Source organism: Microbacterium sp. S1037 (assembly GCF_048381605.1).
Taxonomy (GTDB): Bacteria; Actinomycetota; Actinomycetes; order Actinomycetales; family Microbacteriaceae; genus Microbacterium; species Microbacterium testaceum_B.
The window spans coordinates 428,294-453,529 of sequence record NZ_JBLWIG010000003.1; the positions used below are offsets into that span (position 1 = coordinate 428,294).

The 25,236-nt window shown below is 70.7% G+C and carries 22 protein-coding genes and 1 tRNA gene; 15 read left to right on the forward strand and 8 right to left on the reverse strand.

The features are described 5' to 3' along the window. Positions 1-98 precede the first annotated feature (98 nt). Entirely contained in the window at positions 99-428 is a 330-nt protein-coding gene (locus ACMW4R_RS17115; protein WP_058613399.1) for a hypothetical protein, read from the forward strand. A gap of 107 nt (positions 429-535) precedes the next feature. Here the strand turns inward: ACMW4R_RS17115 and ACMW4R_RS17120 are convergent, their stop codons facing one another. Continuing rightward, positions 536-1,732, reverse strand: coding sequence for a glycosyltransferase (locus ACMW4R_RS17120; protein WP_418300510.1), 1,197 nt, complete (start codon positions 1,730-1,732; stop codon positions 536-538). Between the two features lie 296 nt (positions 1,733-2,028). Here ACMW4R_RS17120 and ACMW4R_RS17125 point away from each other — a divergent pair, with 296 nt between their 5' ends. Beyond that, entirely contained in the window at positions 2,029-2,439 is a 411-nt protein-coding gene (locus ACMW4R_RS17125) for a MarR family winged helix-turn-helix transcriptional regulator (RefSeq protein ID WP_241490589.1), read from the forward strand. A gap of 6 nt (positions 2,440-2,445) precedes the next feature. Here the strand turns inward: ACMW4R_RS17125 and ACMW4R_RS17130 are convergent, their stop codons facing one another. Further along, complete coding sequence (locus tag ACMW4R_RS17130; protein ID WP_058597088.1) at positions 2,446-2,787, reverse strand: hypothetical protein; 342 nt, start codon at positions 2,785-2,787, stop codon at positions 2,446-2,448. A 281-nt stretch (positions 2,788-3,068) separates the two neighbouring features. Between ACMW4R_RS17130 and ACMW4R_RS17135 the strand changes: the two genes are divergently transcribed. Then, positions 3,069-4,004, forward strand: coding sequence for a helix-turn-helix domain-containing protein (locus ACMW4R_RS17135; RefSeq protein WP_418300511.1), 936 nt, complete (start codon positions 3,069-3,071; stop codon positions 4,002-4,004). A gap of 239 nt (positions 4,005-4,243) precedes the next feature. Here ACMW4R_RS17135 and ACMW4R_RS17140 read toward each other — a convergent pair whose 3' ends face one another. After that, on the reverse strand, positions 4,244-5,737 hold the full coding sequence (locus tag ACMW4R_RS17140) for a SulP family inorganic anion transporter (RefSeq protein ID WP_418300512.1): 1,494 nt from the start codon (positions 5,735-5,737) through the stop codon (positions 4,244-4,246). Positions 5,738-5,857: 120 nt separating this feature from the next. Here ACMW4R_RS17140 and ACMW4R_RS17145 point away from each other — a divergent pair, with 120 nt between their 5' ends. Continuing rightward, the gene (locus ACMW4R_RS17145; RefSeq protein ID WP_058597098.1) at positions 5,858-6,229 is read left to right on the forward strand and encodes a MerR family transcriptional regulator; all 372 of its coding nucleotides are present in this window, start codon (positions 5,858-5,860) and stop codon (positions 6,227-6,229) included. Continuing rightward, complete coding sequence (locus ACMW4R_RS17150) at positions 6,226-6,801, forward strand: GNAT family N-acetyltransferase (RefSeq protein ID WP_058628014.1); 576 nt, start codon at positions 6,226-6,228, stop codon at positions 6,799-6,801. Before ACMW4R_RS17145 ends, ACMW4R_RS17150 begins: the two co-directional genes overlap by 4 nt. Positions 6,802-6,837: 36 nt before the next feature. On the opposite strand, the gene ACMW4R_RS17155 is transcribed toward ACMW4R_RS17150, so the two are convergent. After that, on the reverse strand, positions 6,838-7,578 hold the full coding sequence (locus ACMW4R_RS17155; protein WP_418300513.1) for a FadR/GntR family transcriptional regulator: 741 nt from the start codon (positions 7,576-7,578) through the stop codon (positions 6,838-6,840). Positions 7,579-7,656: 78 nt separating this feature from the next. Between ACMW4R_RS17155 and ACMW4R_RS17160 the strand changes: the two genes are divergently transcribed. The 4 genes from ACMW4R_RS17160 (at position 7,657) to ACMW4R_RS17175 (ending at position 11,096) form a co-directional block, all read left to right on the forward strand. Then, positions 7,657-8,547, forward strand: coding sequence for a proline iminopeptidase-family hydrolase (locus ACMW4R_RS17160; protein ID WP_418300514.1), 891 nt, complete (start codon positions 7,657-7,659; stop codon positions 8,545-8,547). Between the two features lie 45 nt (positions 8,548-8,592). Beyond that, positions 8,593-10,017 carry an APC family permease gene (locus ACMW4R_RS17165; protein ID WP_058628012.1) on the forward strand — a complete coding sequence of 475 codons (1,425 nt, stop codon included), beginning with the start codon at positions 8,593-8,595 and terminating at the stop codon, positions 10,015-10,017. After that, positions 10,014-10,955: an acetamidase/formamidase family protein gene (locus ACMW4R_RS17170; RefSeq protein WP_418300515.1), complete on the forward strand. Its 942-nt coding sequence runs from the start codon at positions 10,014-10,016 to the stop codon at positions 10,953-10,955. The genes ACMW4R_RS17165 and ACMW4R_RS17170 overlap by 4 nt, the downstream gene beginning before the upstream one ends. 49 nt (positions 10,956-11,004) lie before the next feature. Beyond that, positions 11,005-11,096, forward strand: a tRNA-Ser gene (locus tag ACMW4R_RS17175). A gap of 57 nt (positions 11,097-11,153) precedes the next feature. On the opposite strand, the gene ACMW4R_RS17180 is transcribed toward ACMW4R_RS17175, so the two are convergent. From ACMW4R_RS17180 to ACMW4R_RS17195, 4 genes are read right to left on the reverse strand one after another with little or no spacing between them, the layout of a single operon-like run. After that, positions 11,154-11,729, reverse strand: a complete 576-nt coding sequence (locus ACMW4R_RS17180; protein ID WP_058630034.1) for a hypothetical protein — start codon at positions 11,727-11,729, stop codon at positions 11,154-11,156. 24 nt (positions 11,730-11,753) lie between these two features. Continuing rightward, positions 11,754-14,045, reverse strand: a complete 2,292-nt coding sequence (locus tag ACMW4R_RS17185; protein ID WP_418300516.1) for a transglutaminase TgpA family protein — start codon at positions 14,043-14,045, stop codon at positions 11,754-11,756. Further along, complete coding sequence (locus ACMW4R_RS17190) at positions 14,032-15,276, reverse strand: DUF58 domain-containing protein (RefSeq protein WP_058613407.1); 1,245 nt, start codon at positions 15,274-15,276, stop codon at positions 14,032-14,034. Before ACMW4R_RS17190 ends, ACMW4R_RS17185 begins: the two co-directional genes overlap by 14 nt. A 7-nt stretch (positions 15,277-15,283) precedes the next feature. Next, the gene (locus ACMW4R_RS17195) at positions 15,284-16,324 is read right to left on the reverse strand and encodes an AAA family ATPase (protein ID WP_193753590.1); all 1,041 of its coding nucleotides are present in this window, start codon (positions 16,322-16,324) and stop codon (positions 15,284-15,286) included. Between the two features lie 163 nt (positions 16,325-16,487). On the opposite strand from ACMW4R_RS17195, the gene ACMW4R_RS17200 reads away from it, so the two are divergent. The 6 genes from ACMW4R_RS17200 to ACMW4R_RS17225 all read left to right on the forward strand — a co-directional run bounded on the left by ACMW4R_RS17200 (position 16,488) and on the right by ACMW4R_RS17225 (position 25,107). Next, positions 16,488-17,420: an ROK family protein gene (locus ACMW4R_RS17200; protein ID WP_058597107.1), complete on the forward strand. Its 933-nt coding sequence runs from the start codon at positions 16,488-16,490 to the stop codon at positions 17,418-17,420. Positions 17,421-17,561: 141 nt separating this feature from the next. Then, positions 17,562-18,716, forward strand: a complete 1,155-nt coding sequence (locus ACMW4R_RS17205; protein ID WP_418300647.1) for an ROK family transcriptional regulator — start codon at positions 17,562-17,564, stop codon at positions 18,714-18,716. A gap of 137 nt (positions 18,717-18,853) precedes the next feature. After that, a complete protein-coding gene (locus ACMW4R_RS17210) occupies positions 18,854-20,212 on the forward strand; it encodes an extracellular solute-binding protein (RefSeq protein ID WP_418300517.1) in 1,359 nt (452 codons plus the stop codon). 2 nt (positions 20,213-20,214) lie between these two features. Beyond that, positions 20,215-21,147: a carbohydrate ABC transporter permease gene (locus tag ACMW4R_RS17215; RefSeq protein ID WP_418300518.1), complete on the forward strand. Its 933-nt coding sequence runs from the start codon at positions 20,215-20,217 to the stop codon at positions 21,145-21,147. Next, positions 21,144-22,040: a carbohydrate ABC transporter permease gene (locus ACMW4R_RS17220; RefSeq protein ID WP_058597111.1), complete on the forward strand. Its 897-nt coding sequence runs from the start codon at positions 21,144-21,146 to the stop codon at positions 22,038-22,040. The genes ACMW4R_RS17215 and ACMW4R_RS17220 overlap by 4 nt, the downstream gene beginning before the upstream one ends. Before the next feature lie 40 nt (positions 22,041-22,080). Continuing rightward, positions 22,081-25,107, forward strand: coding sequence for an alpha-mannosidase (locus tag ACMW4R_RS17225; RefSeq protein WP_418300519.1), 3,027 nt, complete (start codon positions 22,081-22,083; stop codon positions 25,105-25,107). Positions 25,108-25,236 lie beyond the last annotated feature (129 nt).

The window sequence follows — 25,236 nt, forward strand, 5'->3', positions numbered from 1 at the left end:
GAGGGACCGGTGGCCGCCGCTTCCCGAGCCTGTCAACCCGCTCGGACCGCTCGGTCCGACCGTCCTACGGTGGCCCTCCCCACGGAAAGGACGCCGCCATGACCGGTCCCCGTCACGACCCGAACCGGGTGCTGAACCAGAAGGCCGTGCAGAACCCGAACCGCCGCGTGTGGCTCGTGGCATCCGGGCTCCTCGCCCTCATCGCGATCGTGCTGTTCGCGTTCTCGGTCCCGATCGTCGCGGCGTGGGCGTGGATCGGCATCGCGTTCCAGGTCGCGATCTTCGCGGCCCTGCTGGTCAACGGATTCACGGGACGAAAGGGCTCCTACCAGGGGTACCTGTTCGCCGTCCTCCTGTGCGTCCAGGCCGCGGTCGCGCTGCTCGTGATCGTGGTGATCGCGATCGCGGCGTGGATGCCCGCCGCCTGAGCCGCTCCTTCGCACGTGAGTGTCCAGAACACCCGGACGTTCGGGAAAATCGTCCGGGTGTTTCGGACACTCAGCGCCGGGACGGCACCTCGCGCGACCCGATTCGGTTACGCGGCGAGGGCGTCCCGGAGCAGCAGGCCCGAGAGGGCCTCACGGTAGTCGTCGACCATCCGGCGTCGGTCGAGACGACCCCGCGCGCGGATCGCGGCGGCGCGGAGCGCGCCACGGTGGGCGAGGGCGTGCTCCCAGGTGTCCGCGATCGCGTCCGCGTCGCGCGGCGTGACGAGGCCGAAGCCCTCGACGACGCGAGCGGCGTCGCCGACGTCGGTGGTCACGGGGATGGCCCCGGATGCCGCCCCCTCGGCCAGGCAGAGCGGTGAGGCCTCGCCGAAGGCGCTGGTGAGGGCGACGACGTCGGCCACGCGGTAGAGCTGGGGCATGTCCTCGCGGAGCCCGAGTGAGTGAAGGTGCGTCCCCTCCGCGAGGCGGCTCTCGGCGACGAGGGAGGCGAAACCGGTGTTGTCGCGGGTCATCCCCGATCCGCACATCACGTAGTGCGTGTCGGGGAAGCGCCGCGCGTGCCGCGCCACCGCCGCGAGGAAGAGACCCGGATCCTTCATCGCGTCGAACCGCGCCGCCAGCAGCACGACGTGCGCCGACTCCGGGATGCCGAGACCCGCGCGGATCCGTCGACGCTCGAGCCGCGTCCCCGGCCGGAACCGCCGCGTGTCGATGCCGTTGTCGATGATCCACGCCTCGCCGGCGGCGACACCGGCGCGGGCGTACGCGTCGGACGTGGAGGCGGCGCACGAGATGGTCGCCGACACGATGCCGGCGGCCGCGGCATCCGTCAGCCATCCCAGGGCCGGTCCCGAGTGAGTGGGGTCGGAGCGGTGCAGGCACGCGGCCGTCGGACGAACGGGCAGGAGGCCCGCCTGATCGAGCGCGAGGACGAGGCTCAGGGGCTGCTCCTTCAGAGACAGCACGATGTCCGCCTCGTCGAAGAGAGCGGCGGCGTGGTCGAGCTCGGCGGCGCTGAACGCGTCGGGCGTGATCGGTCGATCGCCGGCGATGCGGTCGAACGTCGTGATCCCGACGCCCGCGTCGCGGAGCCGGTGGTATCTCGCGTCGTCCCGGGCGTCCTGCACCGAGCCGTCGCGACGGGCCGCGGAGGTGAGCGACAGGACGTGATGCTCCTGGCCGCCGATCGTCGCGAGGCTCGCGACGACGTCGGAGTGCAGGATCCGCGCCCCTCCGGCGAAGAATCCTTCGTAGAGCGACAGCACGCGCACGGGTCGAGTCATGGGATCGCCTTCCGGGGGAGGGGCGCCGCGTCGTCTGACGCGGTTGTCTCATGCTGAAGGCTCGACCCCGGGCTGCGGGTTACGCCTCGAAGACCATCGTGTGAACGACGGGACACCCGGGGTCGGCGCGGGAGCGGCGCGGGCATCGGCGCGTGGATCGTCCGTCGGGTCGAGGCGTCGGCACGACCGGTTTCACCCGGCGCGGCGTGACGAAAGGGACTGGGCGGGGATGAGTACGATGTACGGTCGTGTCGTCGTCACCCGATTCGCCATCCGGCTCCGCCCCGGATTCACCGATGGGCCGCGCCCTGCTCGCCTACGGCGAGGCGCGTCGCACCGCGGTGGCCGAGGCGCGTCGAGAGCTGTCGTTGAACGAACTCGACGCTCGCGCCCTGCTCTTCGTCGTCGACAACCCGGGCGCACGTCCCTCGGACGTGCGCGACCACCTCGGCATCACCTCTGCCGGCGTGACGACGCTGATCGATCGACTGGTGCAGCGCGGTGCGGTGCGTCGCGACCTCGACACCGAGGATCGTCGGGTGAACCACATCACGGCGATCATCGACCTCGACGCGTACCCCTGGTCGCTGCTGCGCGCTTTCGACCGGTCGATCGAGCGGGCGATCGCGGCGCTCGATCCGGACGAGAGCGCGCGCGTCGCGCACATTCTCGAACGCGTCGTCGCCGAGGCCACGCGAGCGGACTGACGACCCTTACTGCCCCGCGAGGAATGCTTCGGAGCGCGCCTGCAGGAACGAGCAGAGCGCCGAGAGCATCGCGAGCTCTCCGGACAGCGCGAGCACCTTCCCCGCGGGCAGGGGAGCGGCGTTCTCGCGCGGCTCGAATGTCACGGCCCAGTCCGTCGATCCGGCCGCAGCGCCGGGGGCCACGAAGAACGTCGTCGAGACGCTGCGCAGTTGCGCCGCGATCAGTCCTCGATCCAGATCGTCGTCCAGATCCTGAGGAATGACCCGCAGGATGTCGGCGTCGTGGTACCCCAGGGCGCGGAAATCGTCGACCCACGATTGCAGAGTCGCCATGGTGCGGAAGGTCATTCGGCATCCCGTCGATCGATGGCCGCCGGAACGCGCGCCTCACCAATTATGCGACCCGCCGCCTCGGTCGCGGGTCGAGAGACCACGACCTGCGCGCAACCGCTGCCCGCGGCTGCGCTGGCTCGTTTCTTCGCGGTGACCGGGAACGATACGGTGAAGGGATCCCCCCGGCATCCTTTCTCGTCGATATCCCCCCGATGTCCTGAGAGCGATCCCACGCACATTTCGCGTGAGAAAGCAACGGTGTTGCCGCACGTTTCCGGACGATTTAGGAAAGCCCCGTGGAGCATACGAACATCGAGACCAGGGATGCCGCCATCGTCGAAGAGATGTGGCAGACGGTCGTTCCGGGGGCTCGTATCTCGCGCGCCGACGCCATTCAGCCCGCATTGAACTGGCACGCCGTCTCGGATACGGGATTCGCCTTCTGCGATTACACGATCGGATCGACCATGCTCGTCGAGTCCGACCCTCTCGATCAGGTCGTCGTGGGACGGATCGCGGGGTCGCGCGTGGCGGGGACGTATCGCCGTGAACGCATCGACACGGCGGTCCCCTTCATGGTCGTCGATCGCCCACTCGAGGTCGCCTTCACCGGACGCATCGCCGGGACCGCTGTCTCGTTCTCGCGCTCCGACTTCGAGGACGGTGCGCGTCGGCTTTCGGGTGATGAGGGACTCCGGGTCCGCGCGACCGGGCACGCCCCGGTCAGCGAGCAGCGCCTGCGGTACTGGACGCGCACGTGGGAGTACGCGAGGGACGTCCTTCTGCGCTCCCCCGAGCGAACCCCCCTGATTCAGCAGCAGGCGCGGATGCTCATGCTCGAGGCGTCGCTGCTCACCTTCCCCACGACCTTCACCGATGCGCTCGCCGCGGGCCGCCCCGCCCGCCCGCTGCCGGCACCCGTGCGCCGCGCGAAGGCGTACATCGAAGCCCACGCGGCGGAGTCTGTCGTTCTGGCCGACATCGCCGCCGCGGCCCGGCTGTCGCCTCGCGGCTTGCAGTATGCCTTCCGGGCCTCCACCGGGCGCACCCCGATGCAGTACCTGCGGCGTGTGCGCCTGGACGCGGCGCGCGCCGATCTGCGCAGCGCCGACCCGTCCGTCGACACGGTCGCGGCGATCGCGGCGCGCTGGGGCTTCTCGAATCTCGGTCGCTTCGCCGCGATGTACCGCGGGGAGTTCGGCGAGACGCCGTCGACGACGCTGCGCTCCTGAGCTCGTCGCCCGCGAGAGGCGCGGTGCTGGAGGGAGGGGGTGGGACCGGCGGAGGAGGGTTTCGGCCGTGGCATCCTCCCGTCGTCCCTGATCCTCCGCTCGGCACGGTGGCGTGGTCGCCGACGTCGCCCCCCCTGTGGCGAAGGGAGGAGATGTGACCGGCGGAGGAGGGTTGCGGTCGTGGCATCCTCCCGTCGTCCCTGGTCCGCCGCTCGTCACGCGCGCGTAGTCGGCGAGCGTCAGTGCCCCGCGCCGAGACCCCCGCTGAGGCGCTCGTGGAACCGCGCCGCCGCGGCGTTCATCCCCTCGAGCTCGACGGTCGTCCCGAGGTGGGCGTACTTCGTCTGCACGGCATCCAGGGCCGCGACCGTCGAGGCATCCCACACGTGCGAACGCGACAGGTCGATCACGACGCGGGCGGGGTCGCGGTGGTACGCGAACTTCGTGGTGAGGTCGTTGCTCGAGGCGAAGAACAGCTCACCCTCGACGACGTAGCGGGCGGTGTCGCCGTCGACCGATCGGGTGACGCTCGTCAGCGAAGCCACACGGCGCGCGAACAGCACCGCAGCCGCGACGACGCCGACCCCCACACCGATCGCGAGGTTGTGCGTCCACACGGTGATCGCGACCGTGAGCACCATCACGATGGTCTCGCTCAGCGGCATCCGGCGAAGGGTCGAGGGGCGGATGCTGTGCCAGTCGAAGGTGGCGATCGACACGACGATCATGACGGCGACGAGCACGGCCATGGGGATGGTCGCGACGACGTCGCCGAAGACGAGCACGAGCATGAGCAGGAAGACGCCCGCGAGGAACGTCGAGATCCGGGTGCGCGCCCCCGAGGCCTTGACGTTGATCATCGTCTGGCCGATCATCGCGCAACCGCCCATGCCGCCGAACAGCCCCGACAGCACGTTCGCGGCGCCCTGACCGAGCGACTCGCGGGTCTTCGACGAGGGGGTGTCGGTGATGTCGTCGACGAGGGCCGCGGTCATGAGCGACTCGAGCAGTCCGACGATCGCCATGGCGAGCGCGAAGGGGAAGATGATGCCGAGCGTCTCGAGGGTGAACGGGACGTTCGGGATCAGCAGCGCCGGCAGGCTTTCGGGCAGCGCCCCCTGATCGCCGACGGTGGGCACCGAGATGCCGAGCACCACGACGGCGCCCGTGAGCAGCACGATGGCCACGAGCGGGGCGGGCACGGCCTTCGTCAGGCGCGGCAACAGGTACATGATCAGCAGGCCCGCCGCTGCGATCGGGTACACGGCCCAGGGCACCCCGATGAGCTGCGGCACCTGCGCGGTGAAGATGAGGATCGCCAGCGCATTCACGAACCCGACCATGACGCTGCGCGGGATGTAGCGCATGAGCTTCGCGACGCCCGCGAGACCCAGGACCACCTGCAGGATGCCGCCGAGGATCACCGTCGCGAGCAGGTAGTCGACGCCGTGCTCGCGGGCGACGGGGGCGATGACGAGCGCGATCGCCCCGGTCGCCGCCGAGATCATGGCGGGACGGCCGCCGAGGAACGCGATCGCAACCGCCATGACGAACGACGAGAACAGGCCGAGTCGCGGGTCGACGCCCGCGATGATCGAGAACGCGATCGCCTCCGGGATCAGCGCGATCGCCACGACGAGACCGGCGAGCACCTCGCGGGTGAGCAGGCGAGGCGAACGCAGGGCCTGTAGGACGGTGGGTTCGGGGCGCGGGCGCGCGAGGACGTCGGTCATGTCGATGCTCCAGAGGCGGATCGGGGGGAACCCGCGACGGTGCGGGGAAGAATAGAGGGGTCGCGACCGCGACCGAGAAGAACTCTACCGTAACGTGAGGTTTGCGGGATCGGGGATGCCATGACCGAGGAGCGTCCGATGCAGATCGGCGAGCTCGCCGAGCGCACGGGGCTGTCGATCCGCACGCTGCGCCACTACGACGAGATCGGTCTGCTCCGTCCGTCGGCCCGCACCGAGGGCGGCTTCCGTCTCTACACAGCCGACGACGAGTCGCGCCTGCTGCTCATCCGCCGCATGAAGCCGCTCGGATACTCGCTCGAGCAGATGGGCGACCTGCTGGCCGTCGTCGACGGTCTCGAGGCCGATCCCGACGACGCCGGGCTGCGGGAGCGCTTCGCCGGTATCCGAGACGAGGCGCAGCGGCGCCGCGAAGACCTGCGCCGCAAGGTCGCCGCCGCGGATGAGTTCGTCGCACAGCTGGAGGCACGATGACCGCCCACGACCTCGTGCTCGAGGGGCACGGCATCCGTCTCACCCCCGCCCATCCCGACGACGCGGCGGAGGCGTGGGCCCTCACCGACGCGCCCCTGTGGGCGGGCATGACGACGCCATGGCCGGCGTCGGTCGACGCCTACGCCGCGCACGTCGAGCGTCAGCGCGAGACGCCCGGCATGCTCGCGTTCACGGTTCGGGATGCCGAGACCTCCGGCATCCGCGGATCCACCACGTTCTACGACCTCACGCCCGCGCAGGGCCGGGTCGAGATCGGCACGACGTGGTATGGCCGCGCCTTCCAGGGCGGGCGGACGAATCCCGCGGCCAAGATGCTGCTGCTCGAGCACGCGTTCGAGGAGTGGGGGCTCAACCGCGTGGCGCTTCGCTGCGATGCGCGCAACGAGCGCAGCGCGCGGGCGATCGAGCGCCTCGGCGCGACGCCCGAGGGTCGACTGCGTCATCACCGCATCGCGGGGGACGGCTCGATCGGCGACACGCTCTACTTCTCGATCCTGCGCGAGGAGTGGCCGGGCGTTCGAGCGGGCCTGGAGGCGCGCCTCACGGGTTGAGGGCGCGGGAGGCCTCCCGCCGCGGGTCACGCGACCTCAGGCCTGGGCCGCGGCGGCGCGCCGGCGCGCGAACTCCCGCGCTTCCGTGAACAGCTCGAGGTCGATCTGCACGTGTCGGCGTGCGAGCTCGGCGGCCTCGTCGGGGGAGGCGGTCACGATCGCGGCCACGATCGCGTCATGCTCGCTGGCCGCGCGGGACTCCATGCGGCGATGGCTCTCGCGGTCTCCCCACGGATGGGCGGGAGCCGACAGCGAGAGGTGCCGTTCGTGCTCGAGGAGGATGTCGCGCAGGGCCGTGTTGTGCGCCGCATCGATGATCGACAGGTGCAGGAGGCTGTCGGCGCGCTGCTTGGGGTTGCCGGAATCCGCCGCGTGGAAGGAGGCCAGGCGGTCGCGTATGACCGCGATGTCGGCATCCGTCCGTCTCTCGGCGGCGAGGCGGGCGAGCGACGAGTGCAGCATCGAGCTCGCGGTGCACGCGTCGACGAGGTCGCTCCATCGCTGCTCGAACCAGCGGTCGACACCGACGACGATCGATGCCGGCCACTCCTCGGCGACGAAGGTGCCGCCCGCGCGGCCACGGCGTTTCTCGATCAGCCCGCGCGTGGCCAGGTCGTCGAGAGCGGCGCGCACCGTGGTGCGCCCCACACCCAGGAGGGGGGAGAGGTCGCGTTCCGCGGGCAGGCGGGTGCCGGGCAGGAACTCACCCACCGCGACAGCGGTGATGAGGCGCTGGGTGACGCGGTCCACCAGGGAGGCGTCGTCGGTCTCGGCCATGGGCTCCCGTCGTTTCCTCCATGTTAATTCCGCAGAAAAGGTTTGCCAACGAACCATTACGGGGTCCACGATGACTCCATGCACCGCGAGATCACCGTTCCCTTCCACGACGGCTTCACCTGGGCCCGCCTGACCGAGCCCGCCGAGCCGACCGGCAGAGCTCCGCTGTTCGTCCTGCACGGCGGACCCGGAATGGCCCACAACTACGTCGCCAACCTCGACGCCCTCGCCGACCTCACCGGTCGCACCGTCGTGCATTACGACCAGATCGGGTGCGGCAAGAGCTCGCACCACCCCGACGCTCCCGCGTCCCAGTGGGTGCCGCAGCTCTTCGTCGACGAGTTCCACAATCTGCGCGAGGCGCTCGGCTTCGATGAGTACCACGTGCTCGGTCAGTCCTGGGGCGGCATGCTCGGCGCCGAGATCGCCGTCCGGCAGCCGGCGGGGTTGAGGAGTCTCGAGATCTGCAACTCGCCGGCATCCATGGAACTGTGGCTCGCCGGCGCCGCGCGGCTGCGCGCCGAGCTGCCCGTCGAAGCCCGCGAGGCCCTCGACCGTCACGAGGCGGACGGCACCCTCGACGACCCCGAGTACCTGGACGCCACCCGCGTGTTCTACGAGCGCCACGTCTGCCGCATCACGCCCATGCCGCAGGACTTCATCGACAGCGAGCAGCAGATGCTCGCCGACCCGACGGTGTACTTCACGATGAACGGACCGAACGAGTTCCACGTCGTCGGCACCGGCCGCGACTGGACGATCATCGACCGCCTCCCGCAGGTGGCCGTGCCCACGCTCGTGGTCGCCGGCGAGTTCGACGAGGCCACGCCCGAGACCTGGGCACCGTTCGTCGAACGCATCCTCGGCGCCCGCTCGCACGTGTTCGCCGGTGCGAGCCACTGCACGCACCTGGAGATGCCCGACGCCTTCCGTACCGTCATCGCCGACTTCCTCGCTCCGCTTCCCTGACCCGCCCCACCCCGTTACGCTCCACCGCACCCGAACAGGAGTCCCATGTCCGACACCGCCCCCGAGGCCCAGCAGTCGCTGGAGTCCTTCGGCTACAAGCAGGAGCTCAAGCGCTCCATGTCCACCCTCGACCTCGTCGTCTACGGCCTGGTCTTCATGGTGCCGATCGCCCCGTGGGCCATCTTCGGCGTCGTGTACAACGCCGCCAGCGGCATGGTCCCGCTCGTGTACATCACGGGCGTCGTGGCCATGATCTTCACGGCGCTCGCCTACGCGCAGATGTCGAAGGCGTTCCCGATCGCCGGCTCCGTCTTCTCGTACGTGGGGCGCGGCATCCACCCCACCGTCGGCTTCTTCGCCGGATGGGCGATCCTGCTGGACTACCTGCTCGTCCCCACGCTCCTCTACGTGTTCGCGGCGTCGTCCATGGCCGGGATCTTCCCCGACGTGCCCCAGTGGATCTGGGCGGTGGCGTTCGTGATCATCAACACCGTCATCAACGTCCTCGGCATCGGCTCGATCAAGCTCGCGAACCGCGTCATGCTCGGCATCCAGCTGCTGTTCGTGGTCATCTTCGTCGTGATCGCCATGGTCGCCCTCTCCTCGGGAGCGATCCCCGGGGCCGAGTTCTCGATCGCCCCGGTGTGGGATGCCGAAAAGGTCAACCCCGCGCTGATCGCCACCGCCCTCTCGATCGCGGTGCTGAGCTTCCTCGGCTTCGACGGCATCTCGACGATGGCCGAGGAGTCCACCGGTGACCGCAAGTCGGGCGGTCGGGCGATGATCATCGCCCTGCTCGTGGTCGCGGTGCTCTTCATCGCGCAGACGTGGTTCGCCAGCGCCCTGGCCGCCGGCACGATCGCGTTCTCGGACGACGACGTCAACAACGCCTTCTTCCTGCTCGTCGCCCAGGCCGCGGGTTCGGGCTGGGCCACGGCGTTCCTCGCCGTCAACGTCGTCGCGGTCGGCATCGCCAACGCCGTGGCGGCGCAGGCCGCGACCTCGCGCCTTCTCTACTCGATGAGCCGCGACCGGCGCCTCCCCGCCTTCCTGTCCAAGGTCAACTCCCGCCAGGTGCCGTTGGCCGCGATCCTCTCGGTCAGCGCGATCTCGCTCGTGCTCGTGCTGTTCTTCGTGGGCCAGATCGCGGTGATCTCGTCGCTGGTGAACTTCGGCGCCCTCCTCGGCTTCCTGCTGCTGCACGTGTCGGTCGCCGTGTACTACCTCGGCAAGAAGAAGTCGAAGAACTACCTGCTGCACCTCGTCGTGCCGGTCATCGGGTTCCTCATCATCGGCTACGTGCTGCTGAACGCCGACATCACCGCGAAGGTCGGCGGCATCCTGTGGCTCGTCGTGGGCGGCGTGGTCTACCTCATCTTCGCTCGCAAGAGCGGCGGTGCGACGGGGCCGCTGCCCGAGCACGCGACGGCGACGGCCGGGGAGGGCGGCGGCGAGGTGGCCGCGCGATGACGGAGCTCTTCCTCGGCAAGGAGCACGGTCGTCCGGGGCACGACGCCTCGGTGCCGCCGGTGCTCCGCGTGCGGCCCGGCACGGGTGAGCGCATCGCGTTCCAGACCGACGACGCGGTGTACCGCGAGCTCCACGAGCACGGAGACCTGGCGCGCCTGTCGGCCCCTCTGAACCCGGTGACCGGCCCGGTGTACGTCGAGGGCGCGCATCCCGGCGACGCACTGGCGGTCACGATCCATGAGATCCGGCTGACCGACACCGGGTGGGCGATGAGCCTGCCCGGTGTCGGGGCCCTGCGCGACCGCATGCCCGACCGCGTCGTGACCCGTCGTATCCCGATCGATACCGATGGCGTGCATCTGACGGATGCCGTGACCGTCGCGCCCCGACCCATGGTGGGCTGCATCGGCACCGCGCCCGCCGCGGGGGTCGCGAGCACCGTCATGCCCGCCCACGCGATCGGCGGCAACATGGACGTCACCGACATCGCTCCCGGCGCCACGGTGTACCTGCCGGTGGAGGTCGAGGGGGCGCTCCTCGCGATCGGCGACGTGCACGCGATCATGGCGCGCGGCGAGTCGTCGTTCGTCGCGATCGAGGCCGAGGGCACGGTCGTCGTGTCGGTGGAGGTGGTCCCGGGTATGGGGCTGCGCGCCCCGCGCATCGCGACGGCCGACGAGTGGATCTTCGTCGGGCTCGGCGCCACCGTGCAGGAGAGCGTGCAACGCGGCTACGAGGACGCGTTCGACGCGTTCGTCGACCGCGGATGGGATGCCATGGACGCCTACACCGTCATGAGCGCGCTCGCCGACTCCGAGCTGGGTGGGCCGACCGGCGCGGTCGACCCCGACCCCCTGCATCCGTTCGACGCGATCGGCGCGGTGACCCTCCACCGCGTGCCGCGCCCGCTGCTCGACCAGGGCGCCGACGTCCGCTGAGGGAGACCGCGGCGGGTGACGGTGCCGCCGCCGTGTAAGATCGTCCCTTGGAAGTGTGTCCGAGCGGCCTAAGGAGCATGGCTGGAATCCATGTAGGCGGGGTAACTCGCCTCGCAGGTTCAAATCCTGTCACTTCCGCCACGAAGAGCCCCGTCCGAACGAGAGTTCGGGCGGGGCTTCGGCGTTGTGGCGGAGGCGTCAGAGCTTCAGGACCGCCAGCGTCACGTCGATCGCCTCCGAGTCGGCGGGGGCGTACGACGTGTCGCCGTCCGGGCCGTCCTTCCCCCGGTGAATTTCGACCGAGACGCCGGGCACGTAGACGGTCGAGTACCCGGTCGTGTCGGGGGAGCCGTCGGCCGTCCATCGCCACCCCACGCCCCCGAGGTCACTGAGCCGAGCGTCGGTGAACGACGTCGCCTGGAGGTTCAGCATCTTGGCGCCGGCGGTCGCCTGCTCGTCGGTGGGCATGTCGTTCTGGCTGATGAGGATCGAGGCGTAGGGGCCGCCCTCGGGCGCGGCCCACATGCACATGACCGCGCCGTCGTCGACGGAGTCGCCGACCAGGCTCATCCCCTCGACGAAGCCGGGGATCGCTGCGGTCACTTGCTCGCAGCTCGTGATGCCCGGGAACGGCGCGGTGGCGACGGCGTCGCCGTCGCCGGTGTCGTCGGCCGCGTCGTCGTCGGACGGGGAGACGCCGGCGGCTGCGCATCCGGAGAGCAGGGTGAGACCGACGAAAGAGGTGAAGAGAATCCCAGGTCGACGCAATTTCATGCCCGACAACCTAGCAAAAGCCGGTTACGCGCCGACCCGCTCACGCTCCTCCGCGGCGGCGGTGCCGGGACGCACGACGAGCGAACGCGGAACGACGCGCGCGAGCACGCGGCGCGGCCCCGTGACCCGGGCGCGCAGGCTCGCGCCGACCCGCGCGGCGGCGTCGGCGAGGAGCGGTCCGGCGGTGGCATCCAGCGCGTTCTCGGCGTAGCTGACGCGCTCGACCGCCGCGCGCAGGAGGTCGACATCGTCGGGATCGGCGCCGTGGTCCCGCACCAGACGCTCGGCGAACCGCCGCGGCGACTCACCGCCCGGGACCGGGATGCCGAGATCCACCGCGTCGTCCTGCACGGCCGCCCACGCGGCCACGGGGTCTCCCGCTCGCGCCGCGATGAGACGCGATCGGCGTCGCAGAGAGCGCACCACCGCGGGAACCGCGAGGATCAGGAGCAGCACCGCGATGCCCGCGGCGATCAGCAGACCCGGACCGATCGCCCGCGTCGCGCCCGAGGTGCTCCCGCTCGACAGCCCCGGGCCGTCCTGGTTGCCGAGCGAGGGTGCGGTCGTGGGCTGGCTGCCCGGCGCTGCGCTCTGCGACTGCTGCGGAGCGTTGGGTGCGGTGGTCGTGCTACCCGTGCTGCCGGAGGCGAAGCTCGTGGGGACGCCGAGGCTGTTGGTGGGCTCGAACGGCACCCAGCCGATGCCCTGGAAGTACACCTCGGGCCACGCGTGCAGCTGGCTCGAGGTGACGGTGAACGTGGACCGCTCCTGCCCGATGCCCGAGCTCGACAGCGTGCCGGGCAGGTAGCCCACGACGATGCGCGAGGGCATGTCGAGCGTTCGGGCCATCACGGCGAAGGCTGAGGCGTAGTGCACGCAGTATCCGGTGCGCGCCTGCAGGAAGTCGGCCACGGCATCCAGTCCCGCCCCGTCGAACCCCGCCTCGACCGGGGCGTCCAGCGAGTACCGGAACGCGCTGCTACGGAACCAGGTCTGCAGGTCGATCAGGGCGTCGTACGGCGATGACGCGCCCGCCGTGATCTCACGGGCGGTGTCGCCGATGATGGCGGGGACGTCGGCGGGGAGGGCGCGCACCGCATCGCCCAGCTCCGATCCTCCGACCGGACGCGCGCGGATCTGCTCGAGCGTCGGTCGGGGCGCGGACGTCTGCACCTCGTAGTCCTGGTCGCGCGACGAGCCCGCGCGCGACACGATCGTGCGGTTGTCCGGCATCCCGAGCCAGTCGCCCTGCAGGCCCGTCACGGTCGTCGCGGGGGAGGGGACGGGGAGCCACGGGCTGTCGAGCTCGCCGACCGAGATGTCGGTCGTGTACTGCGCGACCGCGATGTCGGGGTCGATCTCGGGGGCCGCGAACACCGGACCGTCGTCGGGGACGTTCACGGTGTCGTTGCGATCGGGTTGCCACACCGAGCCGTCGAAGCTCGAGAGCGTCACCGCGCGCAGGTAGGGCGGTGTGGGTGCGTCCGTCTGCAGCGTCAGCACGTCGACGTCGCGCGGCTGGCGCAGGTCGTTGCCGAGCTCGAGGTTGGGGTTGATCGTCGTTCCGTATCCCCCCGTCCCGCCGGAGGCGAAGCGCAGGGCGGGTTGGGGGAGGAGGGGTGTCGCGACGACGGCGACGAGCACCGCGACCGCGGCGATGCCGAGGGCGGTGGCGGACGCCCCGCGCCCGCGTGAACGGCTGCCGGCGTGGCGCGAGCGCGTGTCCACGCGCAGGAGGAAGAGGAGCGCCAGGGCGAGCAGGACGAAGCCCGGCACGTCCACGTCGGCCGGGATGGCGATCGTGGGGATGAGCGAGACCGCGACGAGACCCACGGCCGCCAGCAGCGGCATCCGGGCCGTGAGCACGACGTGATCCAGCACGATGGCGAGGGCGCCGATCGCCGCGACCAACACGAACGCGAGTCCCACCCCCGGCGCGACGGGTGCGACACCGGTACGGATCTCTTCGGATGCCGCGGAGACGAGGCCCGGGACGGTGCTCACCGTGGCAGGGCTCGGGATGAACCCCAGCACCGCCGTGGTGCGCCCGAACAGGGCTGTGAGCGCGAAGACCCAGATGCCCAGCTCGATGACCGTGGCCACCAGCGCCGGCAGCGCGCACAGTCGCGCGACGAGCCCGGCACCGAGGAGGGCCGCCGTGAGGAAGGCGGCCTGGACGGTCCACGATCCCGGAGCCATGACCGAGAACACGGGGAGCATGGCCGCGGCGATCGCCGCGAAGAGGCCGAGGGTCAGCAACGACGCGTCGCGGCGACGACGGGGCGTGCGCAGCTGCGTGACGTCACCGGCCGACATCGGCGAGTCCTCTCTCGGTCGCCTCCGCCCATGCGGCGGCGATGTCGCCACCGGGACGGACGGATGCCACGCGCCACCCCGCGGCCAGGGGAGCGTCGAGGTCGGGCTGGGGCGCGACCACGACCATGATCGGCAGCGCTGAGCGCTGCGCGAAGGCGCCGGGAACCAGCGCGGGGTCACGCGAGGGGTCGGACGTGACGACCACGACCGGTCCCATCATGACCGCGGCAGACGCGGGGATCACGCGCGCGGACGAACCGTCGACGCGCGCGGTCAGGCCGGCGAAAGACGCCGCCAGTGCTCGCGCCTCTCCCTCTTCTCCGCCGTCGACGGGCTCGGCCAGGAGCTCGCCGTCGCTGTCGACGACGTCGACGGTGTACCCCTCGTGCACGAGGCGTGCGACCGCCGACACGCATGCCGAGACCGCCGTCTCGAAGGCGATGTCCGCGCTCGGCGCCTCGCCGGCCGCGGCGGACCACCGCGACGGGGCACGATCGAGCACCACGGTCGCCGCGGGGCTGGACTCCTGTTCCTCCTGGCGCACCATGAGGGTGTCGCGATGCGCGGTCGCGCGCCAGTGGATGCGCCGCATCGAGTCGCCCGGGGCGTAGGGGCGGGCGACCAGGTTGTCGACGCCCTCTCCGAGCTGCAGCGCCGAGGACTGCCGGGTGCCACCGGCCTCGCCCCCGGTCGGGGGGAGCGGCGGAAGGTCGACGATCGCGGGGGCGACCGTGATCGGGGAGGGCCGTCCGAGCTTGAATCGGCGACGGACGAGGCCGAACGGATCGGTCGTGACGACCTCGAGCGGGCCCAGCGCGTGAACGCCCCGTTCGCGGCCGACGATCTCGTAGCGGAGCTCGACGGGGACGGTGTCGCGACCGAGCGACGACGCCGTCGCCGGGAACAGACCCCGTGCGTTTCCGCTCACCCCGGCGGCGAGGGTGTCGGCCCACCGCCCGGGAGCGGTCGGCAGGGCCGTCTGCAGGCCGACGCGCACGACGACGTCGGTGCGCGATCCCACGTCGATGACGTCGGGGCGGACGGTCCGCGTGACGCGGTCGGTGCGTCGCGCGATCAGGAGGGTGACGGCTGCCGCGGCCAGCAGTGCGGCCATGAGCACGCCGAAGTACATCAGTTCGGGGATGCCGGCCCGTTGGGCGATGACGAGGGAGGCCACCGCGAGCACGACGGCACCGCTGCCCCGGAGGGTCAACGGCCACCAGCGTCTCATCGGGCCCTCATGCTCGAGCGGCGAGCGGGACGCGCACGCTCGCGGCGATGCGGTCGAGCGCCTCGGACACCACGACCGCTCCCGCCCGGCCGCCCGCGGCGGAGCGGTTCGCGATGAGGCGGTGACCGAACACCGGGTTGAGCAGCGACGTCAGGTCGTCGGGGATGACGTACGCGCGCCCGTCGAGCGCCGCCCGGACCTTGGCGGCACGGACCAGCTGCAGAGTGGCTCGCGGACTCGCGCCCAGGCGGATGTCGGGGTGGCTCCGCGTCGCCTGCGCCAGCGCCACGACGTACTCCTCGAGCGCGGGGGCGACGTGCACCCCGCGGGCCCAGGCGATCATCGCGGTGATCTGCCGCGCGGTCACGACGGGCACGATCCCGTCCAGGGGGTTCACGGAGTCGCGCTGGCGCAGCATGAGCGCTTCGGCGGCGGCATCGGGGTAGCCCATCGAGATGCGCAGGAGGAAGCGGTCGCGCTGGGCCTCGGGGAGGGCGTAGGTGCCCTCCATCTCGAAGGGGTTCTGCGTCGCGACGACGAGGAACGGGGAGGGCAGCACGTGCGTCCGCCCGTCGATGGTGACCTGTCGCTCCTCCATCGCTTCGAGCAACGACGACTGCGTCTTGGGGGAGGAGCGGTTGATCTCGTCGGCGATGACGATGTTGGCGAACACCGCGCCGGGCGTGAACTCGAACTGCCGTGTGACCGGGTTGAAAACCGAGACGCCCGTGATGTCTCCTGGGAGCAGGTCGGGCGTGAACTGGATGCGTCGCACGTCGGCGTCGACCGTCGCGGCCAGCGCGCGGGCGAGCATCGTCTTGCCCACCCCGGGGACGTCCTCGATGAGGAGGTGCCCCTCGGCGAGGAGCGCGATGAGAGCGCTCTGGACGGCCTCGGGCTTGCCGTCGATGACGTTCGAGACGGATGCCGTGATCTGATCGGTCAGCCGGGCGAAGGATTCCGCGGTGAGCGGCTCGTCACTTCCCGGGCGGGCGGTCTCGGTGCGGCGGAGTCGCGATGCCGCCTCGGGCGTGGCCGTCTCGTCCATGGCATCCCTCGTGTCGATGGGCGGCGGCAGCCGTTGCCGCCGTGACCTGATCGTAACCTGCGCCGCGGGGCTCGGGGCCGTGCGGGGCGTGGTGCACAGGCGTCACTCGGCGGATGCACCGGCCCCTAGGATCGGGGAGCATTCGTTCACCCGAGGAGCGCGCATGTCCGATGCCACCCCGTCCCTGCCCGCGTACACCCATGTTCTCGCCGTCGACATCGGCGGGACGAAGGTCGACGCCGCTGTCGTGTCGATGGCCGGCGAGGTGGTCCGAGAGAGCGTGACACGCCGGCCCACCGGACGCGAGAACGACCGCGAGGCCATCGCACGCAACGTCCGCGAAGCGGCGGAGGGGGCTCTGGCTGCGGTCCCCGGCCTGCGTGTCGGCGCGATCGGCGTCGGCAGCGCCGGACCGGTCGACCTCCCGTCGCGCTCGGTGTCGCCGCTCAACCTTCCCCAGGCCGCCGGTCTCCCGATCGACGAGGTGCTGAGCGGTCTGGTCGACGGCCCGATCACGCTCGCCCTCGACGGCACGTGCATCGCACTCGCCGAGCACTGGCGGGGATCCCTGCGCGGATGCCGGAACGCGATGGCGATCGTCGTCTCCACGGGTGTCGGTGGAGGCTTCGTGCTGGACGGGCGTCCGATGGGCGGCGCGAGCGGCAACGCGGGCCATCTCGGGCAGACGTTCGTGCGCACGATCCACGACGGTGACGCCGTGGCATCCACTCTCGAAGCCGTGGCCGCGGGTCCCGGAACCGTCGCGTGGGCGCGGACGCAGGGCTGGGAGGGCGCCACCGGACTCGACCTGGCGGCGTCGTACCGTGCCGGCGACGAGATCGCCCGCGCCGCCGTGTCGCGTTCGGCGACCGCGGTCGGCCAGGCGATCGCCGCGGCGGCGACGTTGTGCGACCTCGAAGCGGTCGCGATCGCGGGCGGGTTCTCGCAGGTCGCCGACGACTACGTCGATCAGGTGCGCGTGGCGGCGGAGGCCGCGGCGGTGCACGCCTACGCGCGACGCTGTCGCATCGTCGGCTCCGGCCTCGACGGCGACGGGCCCCTGCTGGGTGCAGCGGCGCTCGCGCTCGGCGCCTGACGGACGACGACGCGGAGGGGCGCGGCTTCTACGCGGGCGTACGCTGAGCGGGGGTCTGCGACGCGGGCCGGCGAGCGAGAGTGGGAAGCGATGCGGACGGGGGCGAACCTGCCGGCGGTCGGCGAGTACAACCAGACCCTCGTGCTCGACCTCATCCGCCGCGCACCGGAGGGGCTGAGCCGGGTGGAGCTGTCGGCGCGCACCGGACTCAGCGCTCAGACCCTCAGCAACGTCACGCGCCGCCTCGCCGATGAGGGGCTGATCGCCGAAGCGGGCAAGGTCATCTCCGGCCCGGGCAAGCCGCGCACGCTGCTGAAGCTCGAACCGCGCTCCCGATTCGCCGTCGGCGTGCACCTCGACCCGGTGGTCGACACGATCGTCGTGGTCGACATGGCCGGTGACGTCGTGGCGCACGACGAGATCCCGCGGCGCCACGGCGCTGCCCCCGCCGAGCTCATCGACGATGTCCGTGCGGCGGTCGATCGCATCGTCGCCGAAGCCGAGATTCCGCGGGAACTCGTGCTCGGAGTCGGCGTGGCCGCTCCCGGCCCGTTCGATGCCCGGGGAGGCAGACTTCTCGATCCGCCCCTGCTGCCCGCGTGGCACAACGTCCACGTGCGCGAGGACCTCGGTGCGGCGACCGGTCTCCCGGTCATCGTCGAGAAGGACGTGACCGCCGCGATGGTCGGCGAGATGTGGTTCGACCGGTCCGACGCCCTCACCGACGCGATGTTCCTGTACTACGGCGCCGGTGTCGGTCTCGGCGTGGCGATCGGCGGTGCGCCGGTGCGCGGTCGCACGGGCAACGCCGGGGGTATCGCGCACGTCGTCGTCGACCCCGACGGCCCGGCGTGCGAATGCGGGTCGCGCGGGTGCCTCGGGGTCTCGATCGAGCCGCGGACGCTCCTCGCCGAAGCCGGGTACGTGCCCGCCGAGACGGGCGACACCCGTCCCGATCTCGACCGGTTGGTCCGGGATGCCGCGGCGGGCGGCACTCGCGCGGGCGACGTCCTGCGCCGCGCGGGGGAGCGGATCGCCCGAGCCCTGGTCGTGACGAACAACCTCCTCGACGTCGACGAGGTCGTGCTGGGAGGACCCGTGTGGGAGCGGCTCTCGGAGGTTCTGGTCGACACCGTGAGCGCGCGTGTCACGTCGGACCCGGTGTCGACCGCTACCCGCGCCATCACCATGCGGCTGTCGCGCGTGGGCGCCGATGTGGCCGCTGTCGGCGCGGCCTGCCTCATGCTGGACGGGGCCTTCGCGGCGCGCCCCGCCCGCATGATGATCGCGATCTGAGCGATCCCCGCGCCTCTCACAGCGTCCCGTGGCCTGATCGTTACCGCGTGTCGTGCGACACGACTTGCCGAGTTAGTCCATTTGATTTATAAAAGGTTCTGGCGACGCGGTGTCTCCACCCGAGCAAAGGAGCTTCCATGAAGAAATCGACGATGGTCGGCGGTCTCCTGACCGTGACGGCCCTGACCGTGGCCCTGGCCGGCTGCTCCGGCGGCAGCGGGGGATCGGGCGACGCGAACACCATTCGCGTGGCGTACCAGACCACGGCGACGTTCAACCAGATGCAGACGCTGATGGAGAACGCGAAGAAGGAGTACGAGGCGGCGCACAAGGGCGTGACCGTCGAGCTCGTCCCGATCCAGGCCGAGGGCGCCGACTACTACACGAAGCTCGCGCTGATGAACAAGTCGGCGAGCACCGCTCCCGACGTCCAGTACGAAGACACGTTCAAGATCCAGTCCGACGCGGCCGCCGGCTACCTCCTGCCTCTCGACGACTACCTCGCGAAGTGGGACGACTGGTCGCAGTTCGCGGAGGGCGCGAAGCAGGCCGGTCTCGGCCCCGACGGCAAGACGTACGGCGTCTCGCTCGGCACCGACACCCGTGGCCTCTGGTACAACAAGGAGATCTTCGCCAAGGCGGGAATCTCGGTGCCGTGGCAGCCCAAGACCTGGGCCGATGTGCTCTCGGCCGCCGAGAAGGTCAAGGCCGCCGACCCCGACGTCATCCCGATCAACGTCTACTCGGGCAAGACCGCGGGTGAGGCGGCATCCATGCAGGGGCTCGAGATGCTGCTGTACGGCACCGAGGACACCCTCTACGACACCGACAGCAAGAAGTGGGTCGTCGGCAGTCAGGGCTTCAAGGACTCGCTGCAGTTCGTCAGCGACGTCTACCAGGGCGGCCTCGGCCCGTCGCTGCAGCAGGCGCTCGACCCCAACATCTTCACCAGCGTGACCGCCGACTGGCTGCCCTCGAGCAAGCTGGCGATCGCCCTCGACGGTTCGTGGCAGTCGGCGGCGTGGGTCGACGGCGGCACCGCCGCGTGGCCCGCGTGGAGCGACACCCTCGGCATCGCCGCGATGCCGACGCAGAAGGGCCAGGCTCCCGGCACGACGAGCATGTCGGGCGGCTGGACGCTCGCGATCGGCAAGAACACCAAGAATGCCGACGCCGCGTGGGACTTCCTCTCCACCGCCGTCAACAAGGACAACGCCACGGCGTACAACATCGACAACAGCCAGATCGCCGTCCGCGCCGACGTGGCCGAGTCCAGCGAGTACCTCGACGCGAACCCGAGCTTCAAGACGTTCTCGAGCTTCGTCGACACGACGCACTTCCGCCCCGCGACCGAGGACTACGACAAGATCTCGAACCAGATCCAGGTCGCGATGGAAGCCGTCATGACCGGGCAGTCGAGCGTCGACGACGCGGCCGCCGCCTACGACCAGGCCGTCATCGGCATCGTCGGCGAAGAGAACACCCAGAAGGGCTGACCGTGACCGCCCTGGCTCAGACCGGGGCGACCGGAACCGGCCGGGGGTCGCGCGCGAGAACGCGCGGCCTCCGGTCGTCGGCCCGGGCGCTCCCTCTCCTGCCCGCAGCCCTGCTGCTGGCGATCTTCCTGCTCGGCCCGATCCTCGTGTCGCTGTGGGGCTCGCTCACCAATGCGACGCTCTCCGGCTCCACCGCCGTGGCGAGCGAGTTCATCGGCTTCGACAACTACACCCAGCTCTTCAAAGCGCCCGACTTCCCCGTCTCGGTGATCAACACGATCGTGTTCGTGTTCTTCTCCGCCGTGATCGGTCAGAACATCCTCGGCCTGACGCTCGCCCTCATGATGCGCTCGGGCAACCGCATCGTCACCGCGGTGGTCGGCACGATCGTCGTGACCGCCTGGGTCCTGCCCGAGATCGTCGCCGCGTTCGCGGCCTACGCCTTCTTCCGCGACAACGGCACGCTCAACGCGATCCTGGCCGTCTTCGGCCTCGAACCCGTCAGCTGGCTCTTCACGATGCCCGTGCTCATGGTCATCATCGCCAACATCTGGCGCGGCACCGCGTTCTCGATGATGGTCTACTCGGCCGCTCTCGCCGACGTGCCACCCGAGATCACCGAGGCCGCCGAGGTCGACGGGGCCAGCGGCGTCAAGCGCCTCATCTTCATCACGATCCCGATGATCCGCTCGACCATCGGCACCAACTCGATGATCGTCACCCTGCAGACCCTCTCGGTCTTCACGCTCATCTTCGTCATGACCGGCGGTGGCCCGGGCAACAAGAGCACGACGTTGCCGATCCTCGCCTACCAGCAGGGTCTGAAGTTCGGCGAGCTCGGCTACGGCACGGCGATCGCCACGATCATGCTGCTCATCGGCGCGATCTTCTCGTTCTTCTACGTCCGCGCCCTGCGCGAGGAGGTCTCGTCATGACCACCACGACCCTCCCCGAGGTGACCGGCCGCACGCGGGCCGCGAAGTCCCCGAAGGCGTCTCTGTCTTCGCCGCGAACCCGCGCCCTGCGCGTCCTGAGCAACACGCTGCTCATCGTCATCGGCATCCTGTTCGTCGTTCCGCTCATCTGGCTGGTGACGGCCTCGCTCGACGCGCAGCCGACGCTCGCGATCAAGATGCCCGAGGTCGTCACGCTCGACAACTTCGCCGCGGTGATGAAGCCCGATCTGCTCTTCCTGCCGCTCTGGAACAGCGTCCTGCTCGCGGGCGGCACGGCCGTCGCCACGGTGGTGCTCGCGTCGCTCGCGGCCTACCCGCTCTCGCGGTACAAGATGCGCGTCGGCAAGCCGTTCCTGTACGCGGTGCTGTTCGGCACGTGCCTGCCGATCACGGCGATCATGGTGCCGGTCTACAGCCTGTTCGTGCAGCTGAACCTCATCGACTCGATCGGCGGGACGATCCTCTTCCTCACCGCGAGCGCCCTGCCGATCGCGATCTGGATGATGAAGAATTTCATGGACGGCGTGCCCGTCGAGCTCGAGCACGCGGCCTGGATGGACGGTGCGGGATCGATGCGCACGCTCGTGCAGATCGTGCTCCCGCTCATGCGTCCCGGCATCGCGGTGGTGTTCATCTTCACGTTCATCCAGGCGTGGGGGAACTTCTTCGTGCCGTTCGTGCTGCTGCTCAGCCCCGACTACCAGCCGGCCGCGGTCAGCATCTTCAACTTCTTCGGGTCGTTCGGAGCCGTGGCCTACGGCCAGCTCGCGGCCTACTCGATCGTCTACTCCCTCCCCGTCCTCGGTCTGTACGTCCTCGTGCAGCGCGGGCTCGGCGGTACCTCGGCACTCGCCGGCGCCGTCAAGGGCTGACCCGTCCCCCCAGACGCCCCCAGACAAGGAAAAAACCGTCATGCACGACCGCACCGCGCTCATCGAGATGCGCATCGAACGCTTCATCCGAGAGCGTCTCGCCCCCGCCGTCTACCGCGCCCGCCAGCCGCTCGAGATCCAGGCGTGGGAGGCCCCGGGCGAGCCCGTGACCTTCGCCGAGGCTCGGGATGCCGATTACCGCCCCTTCGCCATCGGAACGCCCTGGGGCCGGGCGTGGGGGACGACCTGGTTCGCCGTGTCGGGCGAGATCCCCGCCGCGTGGCGCGGCACCGACGGCGCGCTGCCCGAGGGCACCGTCGCCGAACTCGTGATCGACCTGGGCTTCACCGCCGGCCAGAGCGGCTTCCAGTGCGAGGCCCTCGTCTGGAACCGCGCGGGCGCGCCGATCAAGGGCGTCTCGCCGTTCAACAACGCCACCCCCGCCGCCATCGACGCCGACGGTCGGGTCGATGTGCTCGTCGAGGCCGCCTCGAACCCCGACGTCGGCAGCCTCTTCACGTTCGAGCCGACGCACCTCGGCGACCTCGCCACCGCCGGCGACGCTCCTCTCTATACGCTGCGCGAGATGTCCATCGGCCTCCGCGACCTCGCGGTGTGGAACCTCCTGCAGGACTTCCGCCTCCTCCACGGCCTCATCGCCGAGCTCGACGCCACCTCCGCTCGCCGCGCGACCCTCGTCGAGGCGATGGATGCCGCGATCGACGCGGTCGATCCCCACGACGTCGCCGGTACTGCCCAGGCCGGCCGCGACGTGCTCGCCCCTCTGCTCGCCGCGCCCGCGGCATCCAGCGCTCACGTCCTCCACGCCGTCGGTCACGCGCACATCGACTCCGCGTGGCTGTGGCCGGTGCGCGAGACGGCGCGCAAGGTCTCGCGCACGTTCTCGAACGTGCTCTCGCTCATGGACGAGGACCCCGAGTTCGTCTTCGCGAGCTCGTCGGCGCAGCAGTTCGCGTGGATGAAGGAGCACTACCCGGCGCTGTGGGAGCGGCTCAAGGAGCGCGTCGCCGAGGGGCGCTTCGTGCCCGTAGGCGGCATGTGGGTCGAGTCCGACACGAACATGGTCGGCGGCGAGGCGATGGCCCGCCAGTTCCTCGAGGGCAAGACGTTCTTCCTCGAGGAGTTCGGCATCGACACCGAAGAGGTGTGGCTGCCCGACTCGTTCGGCTACAGCGGCGCGCTTCCGCAGATCATGAGAGCCGCCGGCGCGCGCTGGTTCCTCACGCAGAAGATCTCGTGGAACGAGACCAACCGCATCCCGCACCACACCTTCCGCTGGGAGGGCATCGACGGCTCGCGCATCTTCACGCACTTCCCGCCGGTCGACAAGTACAACTCCGAGGTCACCGCGGCCGACCTCGCGCACGCCGAGCGCAACTTCGCCGACAAGGGGCGCGCGCGCACCTCGCTGCTGCCCTACGGCTTCGGCGACGGCGGCGGCGGACCCACGCGGGAGATGACCGCGACGATCGCCCGCACGCACTCGCTCGAGGGTGCGCCGATCGTGAAGCACTCCACCCCGCGCGAGTTCTTCGAGACCGCCGAGGCAGAGTACGCCGACCCGGCCGTGTGGGCGGGGGAGCTGTACCTCGAGTTCCACCGCGGCACCTACACGAGCCAGCTGCGCACCAAGCAGGGCAACCGCCGCAGCGAGCACCTGCTGCGCGAGGCCGAGCTGTGGGCGGCGACCGCGACCGTCCGCACCGGAGCGGCGTACCCCGCCGAGACGTTCCAGCGCCTGTGGCGTCTGGTGCTGCTTCAGCAGTTCCACGACATCCTTCCCGGCACCTCGATCGCGTGGGTGCACCGGGACGCCGAGCGCAACTACGCCGCGATCGCGGCGGAGCTCGAGCAGGTCATCGAGGGAAGCCTCCGCGCGCTCGTGGGCACCGGCGACCGCGCGGTGGTGGCGAACGCCGCCCCGCACCGCCGCGGCGGTGCCCCCGCGCTGGGGATCGCGACGGCCTCGGCCACCCGCGACGTGGCTCCGCGCGTCGAGGGCGAGGGTTTCGTCCTCGACAACGGCATCGTGCACGCCGTGATCGACTCGCGGGGCCTCATCATCTCGCTCGTCGAGGTGGCATCCGGCCGCGAGGTCGTGCCGGAGGGGCAGACGGCCGGGCTGTTCGAGCTCTTCCGCGACACCCCGACGCAGTGGGACGCGTGGGACATCGACGAGACCTATCGCCGTCACGTCACGCCGCTGGATTCCGCCCAGGCGGTGCGCATCGAGGGCGACGCGATCGTGGTCGAGCGTGCCTTCGGCGACTCGCACCTGGTCACGCGCATCGCGCTCGCCGCGGGCGCGCGCGTCGTGCGGTTGTCGATCGACGTCGACTGGCACGAGCAGCAGAAGCTGCTCAAGCTCGGCGTCCCGGTCGACGTGCACACCGACCGCGCGGCATCCGAGATCCAGTTCGGGCACATCACCCGACCGACCCACACGAACACCTCGTGGGATGCCGCGCGCTTCGAGACGGCCGCGCACCGGTGGGTGCGAGTCGGCGAGCCCGGGTTCGGTGTCGCGGTGACGAACGACTCGACCTACGGCCACGACATCACGCGTCACGAGCGCGAGGCGGGCGGCACGTACTCGCTCGTCCGCCTGTCGATCATTCGCGGGGCGCTCTTCCCCGACCCGCAGCAGGACCAGGGCGCACACCACCTCGAGGTGGGCATCGTCGTGGGCGCCGAGGTCGAGGACGCGGTCGTCGAGGGTTACCGCACCAACCTCCCGCTCCGCGTCATCGAGGGCGTCGCCGAGGCCGAGGTGGCACCGCTCGTGGCGGTCGACACCGAGGGCGTGGTCGTCGAGGCGATCAAGCTCGCGCAGGACGGCTCGGGAGACGTCATCGTGCGCCTGTACGAAGCGCTCGGTCAGCGCGCCCACGCTCGGCTGGACGCCGGGTTCGAGGTCGCGGGTGCCATCGAGACCGATCTGCTCGAGCGCCCGGTCGACGCCGCCGCGGTGTCGAGCGTCTCGGGCGGCGCGGTCGAGCTCGACCTGCGGCCGTTCCAGCTGGTCACCCTGCGCCTGAAGCGCTGACCCGGGGCCGTACTCGCACGCGACGGAGAGAGGGCGAGGGGCGAGCGGAGGACGATCTCAGCGGATTCGTCCTCCCTTCGCCCCTCGCCCTCCGCTGGTCACGCGCCTCGCGCGGCGTCGGAACCCGCG

Coding starts and splice junctions, on each gene's coding strand:
- ACMW4R_RS17180 (WP_058630034.1), bottom strand. CDS start 11,729: ATGAAATTGCGTCGACCTGGGATTCTCTTCACCTCTTTCGTCGGTCTC.
- ACMW4R_RS17190 (WP_058613407.1), bottom strand. CDS start 15,276: ATGAGACGCTGGTGGCCGTTGACCCTCCGGGGCAGCGGTGCCGTCGTG.
- ACMW4R_RS17145 (WP_058597098.1), top strand. CDS start 5,858: ATGACCGAGGAGCGTCCGATGCAGATCGGCGAGCTCGCCGAGCGCACG.
- ACMW4R_RS17220 (WP_058597111.1), top strand. CDS start 21,144: ATGACCACCACGACCCTCCCCGAGGTGACCGGCCGCACGCGGGCCGCG.
- ACMW4R_RS17165 (WP_058628012.1), top strand. CDS start 8,593: ATGTCCGACACCGCCCCCGAGGCCCAGCAGTCGCTGGAGTCCTTCGGC.
- ACMW4R_RS17120 (WP_418300510.1), bottom strand. CDS start 1,732: ATGACTCGACCCGTGCGCGTGCTGTCGCTCTACGAAGGATTCTTCGCC.
- ACMW4R_RS17160 (WP_418300514.1), top strand. CDS start 7,657: ATGCACCGCGAGATCACCGTTCCCTTCCACGACGGCTTCACCTGGGCC.
- ACMW4R_RS17210 (WP_418300517.1), top strand. CDS start 18,854: ATGAAGAAATCGACGATGGTCGGCGGTCTCCTGACCGTGACGGCCCTG.
- ACMW4R_RS17150 (WP_058628014.1), top strand. CDS start 6,226: ATGACCGCCCACGACCTCGTGCTCGAGGGGCACGGCATCCGTCTCACC.
- ACMW4R_RS17185 (WP_418300516.1), bottom strand. CDS start 14,045: ATGTCGGCCGGTGACGTCACGCAGCTGCGCACGCCCCGTCGTCGCCGC.
- ACMW4R_RS17115 (WP_058613399.1), top strand. CDS start 99: ATGACCGGTCCCCGTCACGACCCGAACCGGGTGCTGAACCAGAAGGCC.
- ACMW4R_RS17125 (WP_241490589.1), top strand. CDS start 2,029: ATGGGCCGCGCCCTGCTCGCCTACGGCGAGGCGCGTCGCACCGCGGTG.
- ACMW4R_RS17170 (WP_418300515.1), top strand. CDS start 10,014: ATGACGGAGCTCTTCCTCGGCAAGGAGCACGGTCGTCCGGGGCACGAC.
- ACMW4R_RS17200 (WP_058597107.1), top strand. CDS start 16,488: ATGTCCGATGCCACCCCGTCCCTGCCCGCGTACACCCATGTTCTCGCC.
- ACMW4R_RS17130 (WP_058597088.1), bottom strand. CDS start 2,787: ATGACCTTCCGCACCATGGCGACTCTGCAATCGTGGGTCGACGATTTC.
- ACMW4R_RS17140 (WP_418300512.1), bottom strand. CDS start 5,737: ATGACCGACGTCCTCGCGCGCCCGCGCCCCGAACCCACCGTCCTACAG.
- ACMW4R_RS17225 (WP_418300519.1), top strand. CDS start 22,081: ATGCACGACCGCACCGCGCTCATCGAGATGCGCATCGAACGCTTCATC.
- ACMW4R_RS17155 (WP_418300513.1), bottom strand. CDS start 7,578: ATGGCCGAGACCGACGACGCCTCCCTGGTGGACCGCGTCACCCAGCGC.
- ACMW4R_RS17195 (WP_193753590.1), bottom strand. CDS start 16,324: ATGGACGAGACGGCCACGCCCGAGGCGGCATCGCGACTCCGCCGCACC.